18 protein-coding genes are annotated in these 16,928 nt (G+C 45.1%); 9 read left to right on the forward strand and 9 right to left on the reverse strand.

All coding sequences use genetic code 11. The features are described from left to right. Window positions 1-469: 469 nt before the first annotated feature. From ACFPK9_RS00700 to ACFPK9_RS00740, 9 genes are all read right to left on the reverse strand, one after another. Window positions 470-1,252, reverse strand: a complete 783-nt coding sequence (locus ACFPK9_RS00700; protein WP_377092587.1) for an ATP-binding protein — start codon at window positions 1,250-1,252, stop codon at window positions 470-472. A 327-nt stretch (window positions 1,253-1,579) separates the two neighbouring features. Then, window positions 1,580-1,705, reverse strand: a complete 126-nt coding sequence (locus tag ACFPK9_RS00705; RefSeq protein WP_377092588.1) for a hypothetical protein — start codon at window positions 1,703-1,705, stop codon at window positions 1,580-1,582. 332 nt (window positions 1,706-2,037) lie between these two features. After that, window positions 2,038-2,547 carry a hypothetical protein gene (locus tag ACFPK9_RS00710; protein ID WP_377092589.1) on the reverse strand — a complete coding sequence of 170 codons (510 nt, stop codon included), beginning with the start codon at window positions 2,545-2,547 and terminating at the stop codon, window positions 2,038-2,040. Between the two features lie 174 nt (window positions 2,548-2,721). Next, window positions 2,722-2,955, reverse strand: a complete 234-nt coding sequence (locus tag ACFPK9_RS00715; RefSeq protein WP_377092590.1) for a hypothetical protein — start codon at window positions 2,953-2,955, stop codon at window positions 2,722-2,724. Between the two features lie 103 nt (window positions 2,956-3,058). Then, entirely contained in the window at window positions 3,059-3,241 is a 183-nt protein-coding gene (locus ACFPK9_RS00720) for a hypothetical protein (protein ID WP_377092555.1), read from the reverse strand. A 757-nt stretch (window positions 3,242-3,998) separates the two neighbouring features. Beyond that, on the reverse strand, window positions 3,999-4,499 hold the full coding sequence (locus tag ACFPK9_RS00725; protein ID WP_377092591.1) for a hypothetical protein: 501 nt from the start codon (window positions 4,497-4,499) through the stop codon (window positions 3,999-4,001). 146 nt (window positions 4,500-4,645) lie between these two features. Beyond that, window positions 4,646-5,344 (reverse strand): hypothetical protein, encoded by a 699-nt coding sequence (locus ACFPK9_RS00730; RefSeq protein ID WP_377092592.1) that lies wholly within the window; start codon window positions 5,342-5,344, stop codon window positions 4,646-4,648. A 591-nt stretch (window positions 5,345-5,935) separates the two neighbouring features. Next, complete coding sequence (locus tag ACFPK9_RS00735; RefSeq protein ID WP_377092593.1) at window positions 5,936-6,436, reverse strand: hypothetical protein; 501 nt, start codon at window positions 6,434-6,436, stop codon at window positions 5,936-5,938. Window positions 6,437-7,038: 602 nt separating this feature from the next. Next, entirely contained in the window at window positions 7,039-7,341 is a 303-nt protein-coding gene (locus ACFPK9_RS00740; protein ID WP_377092560.1) for a hypothetical protein, read from the reverse strand. A gap of 775 nt (window positions 7,342-8,116) precedes the next feature. Here ACFPK9_RS00740 and ACFPK9_RS00745 point away from each other — a divergent pair. The 9 genes from ACFPK9_RS00745 to ACFPK9_RS00785 all read left to right on the forward strand — a co-directional run bounded on the left by ACFPK9_RS00745 (window position 8,117) and on the right by ACFPK9_RS00785 (window position 16,922). After that, entirely contained in the window at window positions 8,117-9,436 is a 1,320-nt protein-coding gene (locus tag ACFPK9_RS00745; RefSeq protein ID WP_377092594.1) for an integron integrase, read from the forward strand. Window positions 9,437-9,865: 429 nt separating this feature from the next. Next, complete coding sequence (locus ACFPK9_RS00750) at window positions 9,866-10,558, forward strand: MotA/TolQ/ExbB proton channel family protein (RefSeq protein WP_377092595.1); 693 nt, start codon at window positions 9,866-9,868, stop codon at window positions 10,556-10,558. 6 nt (window positions 10,559-10,564) lie between these two features. Next, window positions 10,565-10,981: an ExbD/TolR family protein gene (locus tag ACFPK9_RS00755; RefSeq protein WP_377092596.1), complete on the forward strand. Its 417-nt coding sequence runs from the start codon at window positions 10,565-10,567 to the stop codon at window positions 10,979-10,981. Further along, the gene (locus ACFPK9_RS00760; protein WP_377092597.1) at window positions 10,981-11,766 is read left to right on the forward strand and encodes a hypothetical protein; all 786 of its coding nucleotides are present in this window, start codon (window positions 10,981-10,983) and stop codon (window positions 11,764-11,766) included. The genes ACFPK9_RS00755 and ACFPK9_RS00760 overlap by 1 nt, the downstream gene beginning before the upstream one ends. Window positions 11,767-12,133: 367 nt before the next feature. Continuing rightward, window positions 12,134-13,381, forward strand: coding sequence for a beta-ketoacyl-ACP synthase II (fabF, locus tag ACFPK9_RS00765; RefSeq protein ID WP_377092598.1), 1,248 nt, complete (start codon window positions 12,134-12,136; stop codon window positions 13,379-13,381). 442 nt (window positions 13,382-13,823) lie between these two features. After that, window positions 13,824-14,408, forward strand: coding sequence for a hypothetical protein (locus tag ACFPK9_RS00770; RefSeq protein WP_377092599.1), 585 nt, complete (start codon window positions 13,824-13,826; stop codon window positions 14,406-14,408). A gap of 19 nt (window positions 14,409-14,427) precedes the next feature. After that, window positions 14,428-15,411: a hypothetical protein gene (locus ACFPK9_RS00775; RefSeq protein ID WP_377092600.1), complete on the forward strand. Its 984-nt coding sequence runs from the start codon at window positions 14,428-14,430 to the stop codon at window positions 15,409-15,411. A gap of 294 nt (window positions 15,412-15,705) precedes the next feature. Continuing rightward, the gene (locus ACFPK9_RS00780) at window positions 15,706-16,356 is read left to right on the forward strand and encodes an RNA polymerase sigma factor (RefSeq protein WP_377092601.1); all 651 of its coding nucleotides are present in this window, start codon (window positions 15,706-15,708) and stop codon (window positions 16,354-16,356) included. Beyond that, on the forward strand, window positions 16,353-16,922 hold the full coding sequence (locus ACFPK9_RS00785) for a hypothetical protein (RefSeq protein WP_377092602.1): 570 nt from the start codon (window positions 16,353-16,355) through the stop codon (window positions 16,920-16,922). Before ACFPK9_RS00780 ends, ACFPK9_RS00785 begins: the two co-directional genes overlap by 4 nt. The last annotated feature ends 6 nt before the right edge of the window (window positions 16,923-16,928 follow it).

A 16,928-nucleotide genomic window follows, 5' to 3' on the forward strand; every position in this document is an offset into this window, starting at 1 on the left:
TGAATCATATACTGAAGATAGCTGTCGTGAGTATGTAAACTAACACCATACTTATGAGGTTAAGTATGATCACGCAGCCAAATATTTGGTCATCTGTTTTCTTGAAGTGTTGTCCTATGCGTATGCTAGCTATAGCGAAAATTGGTGTTAATAAGAGAGGCCATGTACACCAGCTAAGAATCCAGAAAATATCAGTTAGAGTAGGTGATGAGAGGTTTGTGTAGCAGCAAATCAATCCAGTAATTAATGGGACAGTCAAAGATAGGCCAACGCTTTTTAGCCAGATGTGAGATTTCTTCTGCATGCTTTTGATTTAGCCTAACGTAAAGCACACCAGCCACTGACCTTGCCGAGAACTGTTGTGCGTTGTGTGATTGAGATTGAATTACCAGTTAAGTGAGCTGCGCTCAACCACGGTCAGTGGTTGGGTGCAGCGTCTTGTTAGCTAAGGCAGTTTAGATGGGGTCGGCTAGCTATCTTGGTAATCTACGGTCAACATGTGCGACGCTGTAGAAGGGTGTAATACTGTACCTCTTAATCTTGTAGCTGAAGCTTTGCCTTGTTCAGAAAACTCAAGTAAACGTGATTTGAGGTTTGCAACACGGCTAGGCTTGATTGTGAGCCTCAACAGTGTTCCTTGATGGTGGAATCTGTAATCAATCTTTTTACCGTCTTCTAGGAGAACACCTGCTGAATTACTACCAATAAAGAAGTCTCCCCCCATTCGGCAGATCCTGTTAGTCATGTACAATCCGTATCCAGAGTTCTTCCAGTCATCTGTGCGTGTATTGATCTTACTGCCTTTGAAGGCTGTGCCTGAGACACCCGGCATAAGAGAAATATTGATCGCTTCTCTGTCTGTGGAGGGGTCGACAAATGGATTCATAGCGAATGAAGGAAGAATGCCTCTACCTTTATCAAGTATGACAACTTCAACACGATCCATTCTGGGGTAGAGCTGAGCGCAAAATCTAACACAATCTGAATGACTGTGTTCAACAGCATTCCTCAGAATCTCTCTTATCGCATATGCCAAAGTATCGTGAAGATCACCATCAACTTCTTGTGTTAGGACTGCTGTGATTTGCTGACTTTTTTCTTCGACGATTTGGCCAATAGCGTCGCCAGTTTGTGCGGACTCTCTCCTAATAGCATTAGCATCTAAAATGGTGATAGGGATATAACGATTAGCTCCATTTGCTGCTCCTGGATCATTACCGTGATCAAGATCGAAGATCTTGAAAAATCCCATATGAGCAGCATAGGTTAAATGCGCAAAATTTTCCGCGGAAGGCTCGTGATCTGGACATCTCGCACACAAATCTTCAATGCACGATGATATGTAGACTAAGCCCGTAGGGCCAATATATCTCAGATTTTTGAAATCAAAGTGATAATATTGGTTTGACTCTAGTTCCGACAAATAAATGCCGAAATCTATGGCTCCTTGTAAGTTTAAGCGTGAGGGAAATGTTATGAGTGTCATAGTTAAGCTAACGTAAAGCACACCAACCACGAACTCTACGTGAAGACTGTGCTGTGGGTTTAAAGTGAGAATTATCAGAGAAGAGAGCGGAACTCAACCACTGTGAGTGGTTGGGTGCAGCGTCTTGTTAGGCAAGGCGATTTTGAGTGAGCCGTGCTGGTGTTGCACATGAATGAGGCAGGTAGAATCAATAGAGAAATGACCAGTAAAAGTTTTCATCAACCTTCTTATCTGTATCTGAGAGTATGATTTTTCTGTCTCTAGTGATCTTGTCCCAAGTTATAAATGCTCTACGAAAATCCTTCTGCTGTAATAGCGAAATGATCAGATTTCTGTTTTCATCATCGGAGTCTATAATTCTAGCAACCAACTGCTCGAACTCAGTTATAACTTGGTCTTTGGATGAGCACATATGTTTTAGCCTAACGTAAAGCACACCAACCACGAACTCTGCCGAGGAACTGTGCTATGGGGTCAAAGTGAGAATTACCAGAAAGGTGAGCGGAACTCAACCACGGTGAGTGGTTGGGTGCAGCGTCTTGTTAGGCAAGTCAGTTTTGTTTGGTAGAAGGGTGGGGCTGTGGTGGAATAGGTGGTCTAACAGGAGATGATTCAAATTTCCCGATTTGTTTAGTAGTTACCGATTTAAGAACGCCATCTTTGAAGGTATAAATATCGACGAGTGGTGGCATGTATAAGTTTTGTCCTCTCCCGTACCTTCTATTCAAAACACCTGAAAACCATGAAGCAAAAAGCCTAGATTTTTCACCTAGAGGAATTGAAATGAGTTTGAGGTCACGAGTTCTCGTATCAAGAACTTCAAGCTTTGTTATATAGAGCTTTTTGTCTACAACCTCGAATTCAGCATAGAAACCATCCTTGTTGGCTGTAGAACCACCTCCTTGTGTATAGTGGTCTACCTGACTTTTTAGTTCGTCGTTGAGTTTGAAGTCTAAAACGTAGATAGTTTTTCCGTTGATTTTCAAAGGGTCAGCAATTTGCTTCGAACCATATGATGGGCATGGAAGACTAAATATTAGTATGATGAGGGGGATTTTCATTACGTAGTGTATTTTTAGCCTAACGTAAAGCACACCAACCGCGACCATTGTGGGCCAGTGTGAGGTTTTGGGTTGAAGCTAGAATTACCAGAAATGGAGCGGAACTCAACCGCGGTAAGCGGTTGGGTGCAGCGTCTTGTTAGGCAAGTCAATTTTGGAATATTAGACTCCGTATCATGTCTCTAACTGGTCTTCTTCCTCTTCCTTCTCGATGAGGTGCTTGTTGCTTTCGGCAATATTCTTTATAGCAAGCCGAAGAAGATAGAGACCAAGTAGAGCGAGCCCTAAATTATTCGAGATTGTGAAAACTATAGCGCAAAGAATGGCATATAAAATGTGCCTGATCATTCTTAGTTCATGAAGAGTCTTCACCTGATTGGTGTTTTGAGGATCTGAGTTTTGTTTCATGTTTGGGTTAATTTAGCCTAACGTAAAGCACACCAACCACGAACTTTGCCGTGAAACTGTGCTGTGGGTTTAAAGTGAGAATTACCAGAAAGGGGAGCGGAACTCAACCGCGGTGAGTGGTTGGGTGCAGCGTCTTGTTCTGCAAGTCGATCCCTGCGGATATGATAGAGTGACCAGTGAAGAATGAAAGCCGTGATGTTTCGTGTAACTTGCTGGAGGAGTAACCGAGAATGTTCGAACCCAGAAAGCAACATGCTGAGCCTGATTCTGAAAAACCATCGCTCATTTAGCAAGCGAGGTGTTGAGACGAACTAAGGGAAAGCTGAGCATTTAGAAAACGTGAGTCTGCGATTCGCGAATGTAGAGAAAATGTCTTCGAGAAATGAATGGTTGGAGAAAGGAAAAGTAGCTGACCGAAGTGTAGTGAATTATCTGGATGTACTGAAAATGAGCGATTTATCATAAACTTCTCAAATTTAGCAGAACGTAAAGCACACCAACCACGAACTCTGCCGAGGATCTGCGCTATGGGTTTAATGTGAGAATTATCAGAGAGAGACGCGGAACTCAACCACGGTGAGTGGTTGGGTGCAGCGTCTTGTTAGGCAAGTCAGTTTTTGAGTGATTTGTATCGGTCGTAGGTTTTAGCAGCATCTGTATCAGATATAGATGTGCCTTTGATTTTTAGCCTTAGTGAGCCAGGCCAAATGATGAACCAAAATAATGAGAATAAAAATGGGAAGAATAGAATTAGCAGGAAATGTCTGAGAAAACTTTCATCTATCTTCCGACATTCATATCGAACTCTGAACATGACGCTGATCGTAAATATCAAAAATAATGTCGATGCAAGCATCTCATTAACAGAAAGGAGCTGTTGTAGAATGTAGTACGAGATCATGTCAAATTTAGCCTAACGTAAAGCACACCAACCGCGAACTTTGGGGGGCAGTGTGAGATTTTGGGTTGAAGGTAGAATTACCAGAAATGAAGCGGAACTCAACCGCGGTAAGCGGTTGGGTGCAGCGTCTTGTTCGGCAGAGTCAGTTTATGAGGGATAGGGAAGTGGTGATAGATGTAATGAGCTGCAAATCCCTCTTGGTTGGAATCAGGTGAATATAGCATGGAGAACCTGAACTGTTCTTAAAGTAGAGTCGTTTGATTCGAGTCTCATCTTTACCTAGGAAGTGCGCCTCAATAGCAGGGATGCCAGATGGTAGGTCTATAGCTTTAGTGTAACCAGTGAACTTTATAGCTCCTTTCATCTGAGAACTGTGATTAGTGAATGCCTTAGTGAGATCCTCGTCTTCTTTAGTGTTAGGAATCGTAGCAATGTTGATTATGCCACTTTCACCTTGGAACCATGGGAAATGGTAGTTCACAGCTTCAGTTTCACCAGCAAGGATAATCTTCATTCCTTTAGGTGGAGCTAGCTTAATGCCTAAACTTCGGATAGCTACAGCTTCTCCAGTAGTTGTTCCGCTCTGTGGACGAGCATAGAGAGAGCAAGAAATCAGTGAAAAGATTAGGAGTAGTTTGAGCATGTCAATTTAGCCGAACGTAAAGCACACCAACCACGAACTTTGCCGTGGAACTGCGCTGTGGGTTTAAAGTGAGAATTATCAGAGAGGAGAGCGGAACTCAACCACGGTGAGTGGTTGGGTGCAGCGTCTTGTTCTACAGAGGCAATTTATTCGAGTGTGAATTGATGTTTGGGGAAGACCGATGATATGAAACTAGGTATATCTTCGACTTCTGTTTCTGTGAAATTAAACTCTATGCGACCATTCTTGTTTTTAAAGTTAACTTCTATTACAGCGTCTTCATCTGGTAACTGACTATTAGGTTTAAAATCTCTTGTAGTACATAGTTTGATATAATCTGTGACCTCAGAAACCAGATATTTATCGTCAACCTGTTTCTCAAAAATGTCTTTACCTGAGATTTTCATTTTTGATTTAGCCGGTCTACGTTGATTAGGAACACGTGTTTTAAGTTCTAATTCAATTTCTCCTAGCTGATCGATAGGCAGCAACTTCTTTGTTTGTGTAATTTCTTTCTGAGGACTAGCGTCCTTACCCATAATAGCTATGTATATTGGCTTAGGAAGCTCTGATAGGCTTTCGATAGCTACACGAATCTCTAATTCATGAGCGCTTCCCATATCAAGTTCAGCTCCAAAATAGTATTTAGGTGAATTACATTCTTGATGGATGCGGGAAATCCCAAATTCAGCAGCTAAAGTGAGGAGTTCCTTATTTTGTTTAGGAGGTAATTCAATGTGCTTAATTTGCTGTGGTTGATCTATCGGCATAATTGCAAGGACCAGAGGATCTTTGGCATATAGAAATGACGATAGTGCTAAGAATAATACGTGTATGGTTTTCATTTTTAGTAGAACGTAAAGCACACCAACCACGAACTTTACGTGGGAACTGCGCTCTGGGTTTAAAGTTAGAATTACCCTAAAGGAGAGCGCAACTCAACCGCGGTGAGTGGTTGGGTGCAGCGTCTTGTTCTGTAAGGCAATTTAGGGAAGTTGCAGTTTTGAATATTGTGATGATGCCGTGAAACCAAATTTGAGGAATGATCGAGAAATCTGTAAATTTCGAAGGCCAAATGGCAGAAATGTTCGAAACTGAAATCGGTAACTTCAACCAATCGGAACAATCAAAAAAGTGCTTTAAAATCTGAAACCGTGGGAATGAGAAACCGTGTTTAGCAGCCGACCAAAAGAGATCTTCACGAGTGATTACGCTTCAACGGAGAATTGAGATGAGCGACGAGCGGTGTTTTCTATGCTGCGATCAGAATAGCTATACGAATGGAGATCGAATCTGAAAGAAGCGCACAATTTAACAGAACGCAAAGCACACCAACCACGAACTCTGCCGAGGAACTGCGCTATGGGTTTAGAGTGAGAATTACCAGAAAGGAGAGCGGAACTCAACCACGGTGAGTGGTTGGGTGCAGCGTCTTGTTATGCACGGACAATTTTTGCAGCTACTTTGCAGATTTCGTCGTCTACGGCTTGTCGGTGCTGCATAGTTTTGCCGAGAATTTCTGCATGCTGTGGATGACGACTAGCATCCGCGCCAGCTGGGCTTTCACGATCAACGATGAATGTGTCTACGTAGAAGTTATGAAGAGCTATAAGTTGGTTATTGTATTCGTGAACTGATCGAGAGAGTTCCGGAAAGTAAATATTAGACACTACCACAGCCTTACGAACCTCAGGGCAGATACTTAAATCTGCTAGATCCATTAAATTTTGAACTGATGATAAGTCTGAAATCCATTCTAAAGATTCGCCTATTAGGTGTCCTAACTCTTCAAGTTTCTCTCTGTAGAGCTTCTTCTGTTCCTTCTTCATCTGAAGATTATGGAGGACGAGATTACTTAAAACGACAATCAGACCTCCGAATAAAGCAGATAAAGCTGGTATCAGAGAGATTAGAACGGGCTGAGGGATATTTAGCATAACGTGAAGCACAGCCGTGGATGCCCAAGGCGTGCATTGAGTTTAGATTTAAGGTAGAAGCGCATAATGAGGCTCGCATGTCAACGGGGCATCCATCGGGTGCAGCGTCTTGTTGTACAAGGTTATCCCAATCATTAGGCTGTATTGTATTCTGTGCCTTGAGCAACGTTTAATGCCTTTGTTTCAAGACGCTGAGGATGGGCGTTAACGCGATGATGACCTGTAAGCATCGCACAAGAAGAACCAGCAGAGCTGAGCAGTGAACGAACTGACTAGATTATAGAGGTGCTGGTTCTAGAAAGTGTGGCAGAACACGGAGCGTGTCCTAACCTCTGAGTGTATTCACTCGAAGAAGTCGGCTTCTTCAGATGAAGAAACTCAGAGGGTAGCATAAAAGTCAGTGTTCATCCAGACATTCTAACCAACAAAACACCTGAGAATAGCTTGTTAGGTAAATAGTCCTCGAAGCTGAATAATTTGGTACAACGTAAAGCACACCAACCGCGACCGTTGGAGGCCAGTGTGAGATTGTGGGTTGAAGGTAGAATTACCAGAAATGGAGCGGAACTCAACCGCGGTAAGCGGTTGGGTGCAGCGTCTTGTTAGGCCAGCCGATCCCTAGTGTTTGATTTGGAAACTAAAATGATGCCAAGAATGATCATGAGAGATGCGTAAATGTATAGCTGCGTGTAGTCGTGTAATCGCTCAGCTAATTGAGAAAGAGCAAGGTTTGCGACCTCTCTTGAAATCAGCTCACCTTGGGGAAGGTTTTGTTTGAGGTGTATACTAGTTGTCTTAAAGAAAGTGGATGTCTGGAACGCCAATAATACAACGAAGCTGCCACCGATGACTACCAGCGTATTCCCAATAGATTTAAGCAAATTGATATTTCGATCTTTCTTCATGAATAATGCGCGAGCTATTTAGCCTAACGTGAAGCACAGCCGTGGATGCCCAAGGCGTGCATTGAGTTTAGATTTAAGGTAGAAGCGCATAATGAGGCTCGCATGTCAACGGGGCATCCATCGGGTGCAGCGTCTTGTTGTACAAGGTTATCCCAATCATTAGGCTGTATTGTATTCTGTGCCTTGAGCAACGTTTAATGCCTTTGTTTCAAGACGCTGAGGATGGGCGTTAACGCGATGATGACCTGTAAGCATCGCACAAGAAGAACCAGCAGAGCTGAGCAGTGAACGAACTGACTAGATTATAGAGGTGCTGGTTCTAGAAAGTGTGGCAGAACACGGAGCGTGTCCTAACACTCTGAGTGTATTCACTCGAAGAAGTCGGCTTCTTCAGATGAAGAAACTCAGAGGGTAGCATAAAAGTCAGTGTTCATCCAGACATTCTAACCAACAAAACACCTGAGAATAGCTTGTTAGGTAAATAGTCCTCGAAGCTGAATAATTTGGTACAACAGTATTAGATCACTTGCGGAGGATTGTGGATATCTGATTGTTGATGGTTTTGAAAGGTTAAGTAGATGCTGTGGATTGGTTTGAAATAGGGGGTTTTTTTGTGGGAGAGTAAGGGGTGTGTAGGTATATCATGGAGAGTTGTTTGCTTATTGATAGCGGTTTATTTGGAATGATTGATCTTTAGTGTGTGGATTGGATATTTTTCTAAATTTACCCTTGTAAAGGGTTGAGTTGGAATTGCACTTAGTGTTAATATGTTCACATGAGTAATATTCCATTTAATGATAAAAGGGGTAATCGGGTGGGTGTTGATTTAAGTGAGGCGGTAGATAGAGAGGATAAGTATAAGGAGGCGCATGGGGAGTGGTGTGATGATTTGGAGGCGTCGAGGGATTTGAATCCGAAGGATAAGCGTGGGTATGCATTTATTTTACGATGGTATGAGGGGTGGAGGCTTGGAAATAATTTAGAGAGTTCGGTGGCGAGTGCGAGAGCTTTTTGGAGAGCTGAGGTGATGGAAAAGCCAAGGGAGACATGGCAGCTGGATGAGTGGGCTGCTGGGATGCGGTGGTATAAGCGTTGGCTTGAGCTCTGCATGCAAGAGTATGGATATGTGCCTAAGAGCCTAGAGGAAAAGGTGAGACGTGCAGTGATTAGTACTGGTAAGAGGCGAGGTTTGTCACCTAGGACGATTAAATGCTATGCTAATTGGGCTGGGAGGTACGCTGGATGGGTGGGTGAACGTAAGAGGGTCCTTGATCCAGTAATGGCTCGTAAGTGGTTGACTCGTTTAGTTGAGAAGGAAAAGGTTAGTTATTCTACTCAGAAGCAGGGGCTAAATTCGTTGGCTTTTTTATTTAAAGATGTGGCTGGCTGGAATGAGGTGGATCTGGGGGTGCATTTTAGAAAGAGAAGTTCGCATATTCCTACGGTGTTGACTGTTGATGAGGTGAAAAGGGTATTTGCGCGTATGGAAGGAAAATATCGATTGGCTGCTGAGTTACAGTATGGTGCTGGATTGCGCTTGAAAGAGTTATTGGGGTTACGGGTTAAGGATGTTGATTTGGAGAGAAAAACGGTGACGGTTCGCCAGGGTAAAGGGCGGAAAGATAGGGTGACGGTTTTACCTGATAATTTGGTGGAGAGGTTGAGGGCTCAGCTAGATGAGGCGCGCTTGGTTTATAATGCTGACAGGGAACGAAATGCTGAGGGGGTACATTTGCCTGATGCTTTAGCGCGTAAGATGCCTATGGCTGGCCAGAGTTGGTTATGGTTTTGGATTTTTCCAGCAATTCGTGAAACTCGTGATCCGATTAGTGGGGTTACTCGGAGGCACCATATGCATGAGGCTGGTTATTCAAAATGTATGAAAAAGGCAGCAGCTACAGCGGGTATTGATAAACGGATGACTACGCATGTGTTACGCCACAGTTTTGCAACTCATTTACTGGAAGGCGGTACGGATTTGCGTACGATTCAGGATCTGCTTGGGCATGACAATATTACTACGACGGAGATTTATACGCATGTTGTAAAAAATGTTGGCGGCAGTGGTGTGAAGAGTCCTTTGGATGGGTTTTAAAGTTAGATGGTAGGTGGAAGGGACGCTACCGCCCTTGGTCGATCTGTTTAAGTGCAGAAACCATTGGGCATTGACACGGTGCTGCAGAAAACGAGCACAACAGTTTGATCTAAGATTAGTGAGGGGTTGTTTGCCAATATAAATTGTTGAGAAATTTGTAGTGGTTTTCGTGGTGTTTTGAATTTTAATGTGTTCTGTAAAAATGTTGAGTCATCTTTGTATTACTCTGTGGGGGATGGGCGAGTTGTATCGCATAGCTGGTGGTCGTGGGTCTCAGTCAATTAGCGGCTTCTTATTTTGTGTCTATGGTTTGGCTTCACTTGCTCCATAGGCTGGGTATGCGTTTCGTTTGTGGTGGGAGATTGTTTTGTTATTTTGGGTGTATTCTGGATTTGCAGTTGGTTGGGGTTTGGGTATTGTAGGTGGACGATGTGGGAATTGATTAACCAAGGTGGATCACTGGTCTGGGTATTACTGGCGCTTACTTTTGTGGCGACGGTTGTGGTGCTGGAGCGCATTTTATTTTTTCAGAGGAATCGGATTCATGTAGGGAATTTGATTTTAGGTTTGGCGAATCATGTGCGTAAGAAAGCATATGGAGAGGCCTTACACGAGGCTGCGCGGGCTCCGGGGCCGGTGGCTCGAGTGGCGCATGCGACGCTGATGCGTCATCACTTACCTAGGACGGATTTGCGTGATATTGCGCGTGAGGCTGGGCAGCTGGAGGTGCCTCGGATTGAGAAGAATTTGAGGGCGCTTTATGCGGTGGCTTTGATTGCTCCTTTGGTGGGAATGCTGGGTACGGTGTTGGGATTGATTGAGACTTTTGGTGGGATGCAGGAGCGCTCCGGGTTTTCATCGGCCAAGATGATTAATGATGGTGTGCATGAGTGTTTGATAACGACCGCGCTGGGGTTGATGGTGGCGGTTCCGTGTTATTTATTTTACATGTATTTTTTGGGGAGAGTGAAGCGGATGGTGCACAGTATCGAGCGTGCGGGCATAGAGATGGTGAATGTGATTTGTGATTCTCGGGAAGCGACGAGTGATATTGTTTCGTTTGGAGATAAGGCGAAGGAGGCTCGTGGTGAGCGGGCTGATTCTGAGAGCGTGAATCGATAATTATTAATGAAGCTTGAGCTAACATTGCCAGAGAAGCCTGGTGTTTTGCACGGTTTGGCGCTGATTGATTTATTGGCGTTGGTGATGCTTTTTCCTCTGTTGACGAGTTCTTTGGCTCCGCAGGCGGGTGCTGAGGTGGAGCTGCCTGAGACGAATTTCAGGCTGCAGCGGGTGTCGAATCCGATTGTGGTGAGTATCACCGGCGGTGCTGATCCGCAGTTTTGGGTAGGTAAGGAGCGGGTGGAGCGAGACGGCTTGCTGGATGCTGTGAAGTTGAGGGCTGAGGGTTGGAAGTCAGGAGGTGCTGCTGCGGTTCTTTTGAAGGTGGATAAGACAGCGCAGAGTTATGGGATGGATGTTTGTTATGAGTTGCTACGTGAGGGTTATCGCACCTTATGGGGGGCTAAACTGGCGCAAGATTAATGTTGTTTTCTCATAAGAAGAAGCTTCAGCGGGATCGAGATGCGGGCTTAGTGTTTACTTGGCGTGGGAGTCTTGGGGGGAATAGAGGTGGTTTGTTGATGGCATTTCTAATGACATTAGGATTGTTTGGGATGGCGTTTTGGGTAGTGAGCTTGGATTTACCATCGGCGCGCCCTGAGTCGCGGCAGGCTGCTAAAATTTTATTGTTAGAAAATGTTTCTCCTGAGATGGCGCTTTGGATTGATCAGCATTCGCCATTTCCTAGTCGTTGGGACCCGCAGTTTGATGAGGGGCACCAGCTACGTGTTGATGATGCTCTGGAGAGGGTTTATCAGGAGGTGAGTGTGCCACGTAGTCCGTGGAGGGAGATGCCAGTGGTGGCTGGGGGTGGAGTGACGAGCCCCCGATTGATAGTGGATGGTGAGGTTGATTTGGGTGCATTGCCTATGGTGGATTCTGTTAAGGCGAAGCCGATGGTGTTGGAGCTGGATGTGAAATTACAGGGGGTCGGGTCGATTAAGGAGAGGATACCTCAGGAGCTATTAAGTTTTGATATGGTAATTCCTCGGCAGGCGTATGGGATGACTCGGAGGTTTGCCTTGAGTTTACGTGAGGATGGAAGCGTGCTGACTTGTACGCCAGTGAACTGGGAGGTGAGTGAGTTTGATAGGGAATTAGAGAACTGGGTAAGGATGCAAAGTTATCAAGCTGTAGAGGATGGTGCTGGAGTGGAATTAGGAGAAGTGAGCGTGAATGTGGAGGTGAAGGCACATGTTGGAAATTAGTTTTGAGGATATGGCGATTTCGGTGTTGGCGCTGGCGATGCTAATGGTGGGGTTTTTGTTGTTGGGTAGGAGATCGACCATGAAAAAGCGGGAGCGCAGGGCGGAGAGGGAGATTTTATGCTGTGATGTATGTGGGCATCTTTATAAGGATGTAGGGGGAGAGAGCATTGTCGCTTGCCCGCAATGTGGAAGGTTGAATGAGCGCGGTAGAGATAGAGGTTTAGGCTAGTGAGAAGTGAGAAGTGAGAAGTGAGAAGTGAGAAGTGAGAAGTGAGAAGTGAGAAGTGAGAAGTGAGAAGTGAGAAGTGAGAAGGATGAGACTTGCACATGTGGCTAAGGGGTGAATAATCCTTGAAATCAAATTTTTATGAACGAACGCAGAGTAGTTATTACTGGTATCGGAACCGTTAGCCCGCTGGGTAACGATCTCAACTCCACTTGGGAAGGCCTGAAGGCTGGTAAGAGTGGTATTGATTACATCACGCAGTTGGACACTACAGACTATCCGGTTAAGATTGGTGGTGAGGTGAAGGATTTCGATCCAAAGCCATTTTTTAGTGACCCGAAGGACGCCCGACGTGCAGATCGTTACACTCAGCTAGCGATGGCTGCGTCTAAGATGGCGATGGAGGATTCTGGCATGGATCCTGATGGTGTGGATAAGACCCGCGTGGGTGTGATGGTTGGTTCTGGGATCGGTGGTCTTGGGACTCTTGAGCGCGAGCACGAAAAGTTGATTGCTCGTGGTCCTAGTCGGGTGTCTCCTTTCGTGATTCCGATGATGATTTCGAACATCGCGTCTGGAATGATCTCGATGGAGTATGGTTTTGGTGGACCTAATATGGTGATTGTGACCGCTTGTGCGACATCGAACCACAATATTGGTGAAGCATGGAGGATGATTAAATTTGGCGATGCTGATGCATTTATCGCAGGCGGTGCTGAGGCGACTATGTTGCCGATGGGCTTAGGCGGTTTTGCAAACATGAAGGCATTATCTACACGGAATGATGATCCACAGGGGGCGTCTCGTCCGTTTGATGTGGGTCGTGATGGTTTCGTGATGGGTGAAGGTGCTGGAGTGGTGATTCTTGAGGAGCTTGAGCATGCGAAAGCGCGTGGGGCAAAAATTTATGGTGAGCTTGCTGGCTATGGGGTTTCCGCAGATGCGTATCATTTGTCTGCTCCTTCTCCGGACGGTTCTGGTCCATGTCGTGCAATGCACATGGCATTGAAGCATGCGGGGATGAATGCTGAGGAGGTTGATTACGTGAATGCTCACGGGACATCGACTCCGCTGGGTGATATTTCTGAAACAACTGCTATCAAGTTAGCATTTGGTGATCACGCTAAGGATAAGCTGGTAGTGAGTTCTACTAAGTCGATGACAGGTCACTTATTAGGAGCTGCTGGTGGTATTGAGCTGACAGCGTGTTTGATGGCAATGAGAGATGGTGTGGTAGCTCCAACCATAAACTTGCAAGATCAAGATCCTGAGTGTGATCTCGATTATTGTGCGAATGAAGCACGTGAGATGGAGGTGAATGCTGCGCTTTCTAACTCGTTTGGCTTTGGAGGTCACAATGCGACGATTTTGGTGAAGAAGTTTAAGTAGAGTCGTTTGTATTTTTTTATTTTAGCCCGTTCGGCCTTTTGAGGTTGGCGGGCTTTTTTATGTAGTCGTTGGTTTAGTAGTAGTTTTACTGATTCATCGGCAAAGCCTACAGCGTTATTTTAATCTATAGCTATAGTCTCAAGGTTTCTCCTTCAGCTCAGCGCTTGAGCTGGGGCAGTTGAGGCTTTCAAGGCTCAGGTGTTGTCGAGCGATAGGATGTTTGTTTTCAAGTTGGCTAGTGTTGATTCTTAGTTTGGACCTTTTGCAGTGTTGTATGTGGTAAGGATAACGGTGAAATTAATTACCAGTTAACTCATTTTCTATAAACATGTAGTGATTGTTTTTATTGTTAATATAGAGTTTCTCTAGATTCTTGCTTTACCAAGATTCATCTTTTCCTGTAGGATCTAATGATTCTATTTTAGAGAACTTGAAAACGTACATGACTACAGGAATAAGTTGGGATGAGAGGAGGGCTACAGCTGTTAAGTTGTATGCGGATAGTAATTATGCTGCAGCAGCAGATTGTATATGGGAGGGTGGTGAAATTCCTTTTCGGAGTGGTGATGTGGCATTTTGTGTGAAAGTCCTTTCTCGGGGACGAAAGGAGGATGCGATGCGAGTTCTACGTGAATCTATGAAACGCAGTTCTGGAATCGCGGAGGAGAGTTTGGCGCTGGCGAGTGCTTTTTATCAAGAGGGTATGCCGTTGCTTGCTGCACGCTTTTATGGTGCTGCGCTGAGTGTCGATAGCATGTATTTTGAGAATCAGTTCGAGAAGGAATCGCTTTGGTTAGATGATTTTAAAGTATTGCTAGGAGCGTGGGAGGAATCTGATCAACGTCCTATGCCGGGGCCTGAGACACCGATTGAGAATTTCTTAGGAAAGGCGAAGACGTTTATGGAGTACACGCAACGGATCACCGAGGTTGCGCCATCGGTTGTGAAGGCTAGTAGTGAGGATATTTCGGTGGCTCCTAGTGAGGATGAGGCGGCGGTTGCCCCTAAATTTAATTTTCCGAAGTAAGAAATAAAGCGAGAGTAAGATGAGCGAAGATTCAGAAGAGCGAATTTCACCAGAGACGAAGATGTATCTCAATTTGGTTGAGGGAGATCCTGATAATTGGGTGTTGCGTAAGGAGGCTGCGTTAAAGCTCTACAGTGAAGGGAAGTTCACGATGGCAGCAGATATGGTATGGAATACTTCAGAGATTCCATCGACAGACATGGATGTGGCGTTTGCTGTGAAAATGCTGTCGCGAGCGAAGCCTAACAGGAGTATACGATTGGTGTATGAATTATTACGTCAGAATTCAGGGAAGGCTGAACAGGCGATAGCGATGGCGAATGTTTTTAATTTAATAGGATATCCGATGTTGGCGTCTCGTTGTTACGGAGCTGCTGTTAGTTTGAATGCAGAGCTTTTTGATATAGGGTTTGAGGGTGATTCCTTTTGGTGTGATGAGCAGAGGGTTTTAGAGAAAAAGCAGCAAGAAGCGGGGATTGCGAAGCATATGCATTTTGCTTTGCAGGGGAGAGAATTACAGGGCGAGCCAATTCGGTTTGAGGATTTGGAGCAAGAAGTGGATCAAGAATCCTTTAAGAATGCATCAGAGGCTGCGGCGCTCGGTGATGTGACTGACTTGGTACCTGCGTTTGAGAAATTGCAGGTGGTGATGCAGCCAGACTTAAGCAAGAATGTGAATCGAAAGGTGGTGCCTATTCAACCAGAAGCAAAAACTCCATCTGGCGGTGACCATGCAGCCTTGTATGCCGACAGGGTGGGAGTTGCTCCGCAGGTTGTGGGTTCCACTCAATCAACAGAAGCTCAGGATTTAACTCGACCCAAAATGAATATTCCTCAAGACGGAGTGGCGGCGGGAGGAGCGCTAAAAAAAGCTGTGCCGCCGGTTCCAAACCAAACGCCACCAAAGGTCTCACCTACGAGAGATGAGGAAACGTATCAAAAGTTGAAGGATGTTCCGGTGCCTGTTTTGAGAATTAATAAGCAAAAGGAGTCTCGTGAGTAATGATGGGGGGTAAAGTGAAAATTAGGCGCAACATTTTATGGATGAATGTAGTGCTGTGTGTTCTTTAAGCTGGAGTTTTGTCAGGGCTAGCTAGTCTGCTTACTTGGTTCCTTTTTTCTCTCGCATGGTCAGAAGCTTCGCCCTCCAAGGCCATTTGAGCAATCTAATCACTCAAATGGCGTTCTGTAAAATAATTAGGATTTAGAGCTTCACGTGCTATTTTCTGCTTTGAAGCTAAATGCTTACGAGTAAGCTTTGTTAAAGCAGAAGATGCTGCAGTTTTTTGATTATTATATGAATATTTCTCGCCAGATTTCGTCCAATTTTTTGATGGGGGACGTGACGAGTGAAGCTGCCGGCAACGGTGGCGCTGGTGACGGCCCTAGTGATCAAGAATTGGTGAGACGGGCGCAGGCTGGAAATTATGAAGCCTTTGACCGCTTAGTGACTCGCCATAGAGGAAAGGTCTACGCGATGATAGTGAATATGGTACATAACGATGCGGATGCTTGGGATTATTCTCAGGATGCTTTTGTGAAGGCGTGGAAGGCATTACCCAAATTTGAGAATCGTGCGGCCTTTTCCACGTGGATGTTCCGTATCGCTCATAATGTGGTCTATGATGCTATGCGCCGGAAGAAGATGCAGTCTGAAGGAGAGCTCGATGATTCATTACTCAATGCTGAGAGTATCGATAGTTCAGCGCGTACGGCCCCACGGAATCCGGCGCGGCCAGATGAGGAAATGGATAGGCACGAACGGCGTGACGAGATCGATAAAGCATTAAAGCAGTTGAGTCCCGAACACCGAGAAGTGATTATTCTGAGAGAGGTACAAGGATTAGATTATGCAGAGATTGCAGAAGTCATGCAGTCTACAAAAGGAACGGTGATGAGCCGTTTGTTTTACGCACGAAAAAAATTACAAACATTGCTAAAACCATGAATAAACCCGAGAAAGCAACCATTCAATCATGGCTTAATGGAGAGCTCGAAGGCGATGCTCTGCGCGAGATGGAAGCCTGGGCAGAAGAACATGCTGAGGAGTTAGAAGCAGAAATGGGCTGGCAGTCGTTGGCGCAAGAAATAGCGGAGTTGATTCCAGCTAATGAAGCACCACCACATGCTGACTTCTTTAATGAACAGGTAAAGCACCACTCTTTAGAAACTGAGTACGACGTGTCGAAGCAGTCTACTCCTGTGAGCTTTTGGCAGAGATTAAATTGGCTGCTTGCGCCAGCAGCTCTCGCTGGGGTGGCTTTAGGTTTTTACTTAGGCGCCCGTGTCAAAGCCCTTGATCCAGCGATGGTACAATTGTTACAACCAGAAGAGGTGTATACACCGGTGATGGGAGTAACTTCTGAAGTGGTCGATTCTGATGCCGCTACGGTGATCGTTTTAGAGGGGCTCGATGATATCCCGGAATCCATCGATATAGTAATGGGTGATTCTAGTTATGGGGTTTCACCGATGCTGCTTGCTAAAGCTGAGGGCAATGCACCTATTTTCTAGATCTGT

It is taken from the genome of Rubritalea spongiae, from assembly GCF_042652385.1.
Classification (GTDB): domain Bacteria; phylum Verrucomicrobiota; class Verrucomicrobiia; order Verrucomicrobiales; family Akkermansiaceae; genus Rubritalea; species Rubritalea spongiae.

Coding starts and splice junctions, on each gene's coding strand:
- ACFPK9_RS00750 (WP_377092595.1), top strand. CDS start 9,866: ATGTGGGAATTGATTAACCAAGGTGGATCACTGGTCTGGGTATTACTG.
- ACFPK9_RS00780 (WP_377092601.1), top strand. CDS start 15,706: ATGAATATTTCTCGCCAGATTTCGTCCAATTTTTTGATGGGGGACGTG.
- fabF (WP_377092598.1), top strand. CDS start 12,134: ATGAACGAACGCAGAGTAGTTATTACTGGTATCGGAACCGTTAGCCCG.
- ACFPK9_RS00735 (WP_377092593.1), bottom strand. CDS start 6,436: ATGCTAAATATCCCTCAGCCCGTTCTAATCTCTCTGATACCAGCTTTA.
- ACFPK9_RS00760 (WP_377092597.1), top strand. CDS start 10,981: ATGTTGTTTTCTCATAAGAAGAAGCTTCAGCGGGATCGAGATGCGGGC.
- ACFPK9_RS00770 (WP_377092599.1), top strand. CDS start 13,824: ATGACTACAGGAATAAGTTGGGATGAGAGGAGGGCTACAGCTGTTAAG.
- ACFPK9_RS00710 (WP_377092589.1), bottom strand. CDS start 2,547: ATGAAAATCCCCCTCATCATACTAATATTTAGTCTTCCATGCCCATCA.
- ACFPK9_RS00725 (WP_377092591.1), bottom strand. CDS start 4,499: ATGCTCAAACTACTCCTAATCTTTTCACTGATTTCTTGCTCTCTCTAT.
- ACFPK9_RS00775 (WP_377092600.1), top strand. CDS start 14,428: ATGAGCGAAGATTCAGAAGAGCGAATTTCACCAGAGACGAAGATGTAT.
- ACFPK9_RS00705 (WP_377092588.1), bottom strand. CDS start 1,705: ATGAAAACTTTTACTGGTCATTTCTCTATTGATTCTACCTGCCTCATT.
- ACFPK9_RS00740 (WP_377092560.1), bottom strand. CDS start 7,341: ATGAAGAAAGATCGAAATATCAATTTGCTTAAATCTATTGGGAATACG.
- ACFPK9_RS00745 (WP_377092594.1), top strand. CDS start 8,117: ATGAGTAATATTCCATTTAATGATAAAAGGGGTAATCGGGTGGGTGTT.
- ACFPK9_RS00720 (WP_377092555.1), bottom strand. CDS start 3,241: ATGAGCGATGGTTTTTCAGAATCAGGCTCAGCATGTTGCTTTCTGGGT.
- ACFPK9_RS00715 (WP_377092590.1), bottom strand. CDS start 2,955: ATGAAACAAAACTCAGATCCTCAAAACACCAATCAGGTGAAGACTCTT.
- ACFPK9_RS00730 (WP_377092592.1), bottom strand. CDS start 5,344: ATGAAAACCATACACGTATTATTCTTAGCACTATCGTCATTTCTATAT.
- ACFPK9_RS00700 (WP_377092587.1), bottom strand. CDS start 1,252: ATGGGATTTTTCAAGATCTTCGATCTTGATCACGGTAATGATCCAGGA.
- ACFPK9_RS00785 (WP_377092602.1), top strand. CDS start 16,353: ATGAATAAACCCGAGAAAGCAACCATTCAATCATGGCTTAATGGAGAG.
- ACFPK9_RS00755 (WP_377092596.1), top strand. CDS start 10,565: ATGAAGCTTGAGCTAACATTGCCAGAGAAGCCTGGTGTTTTGCACGGT.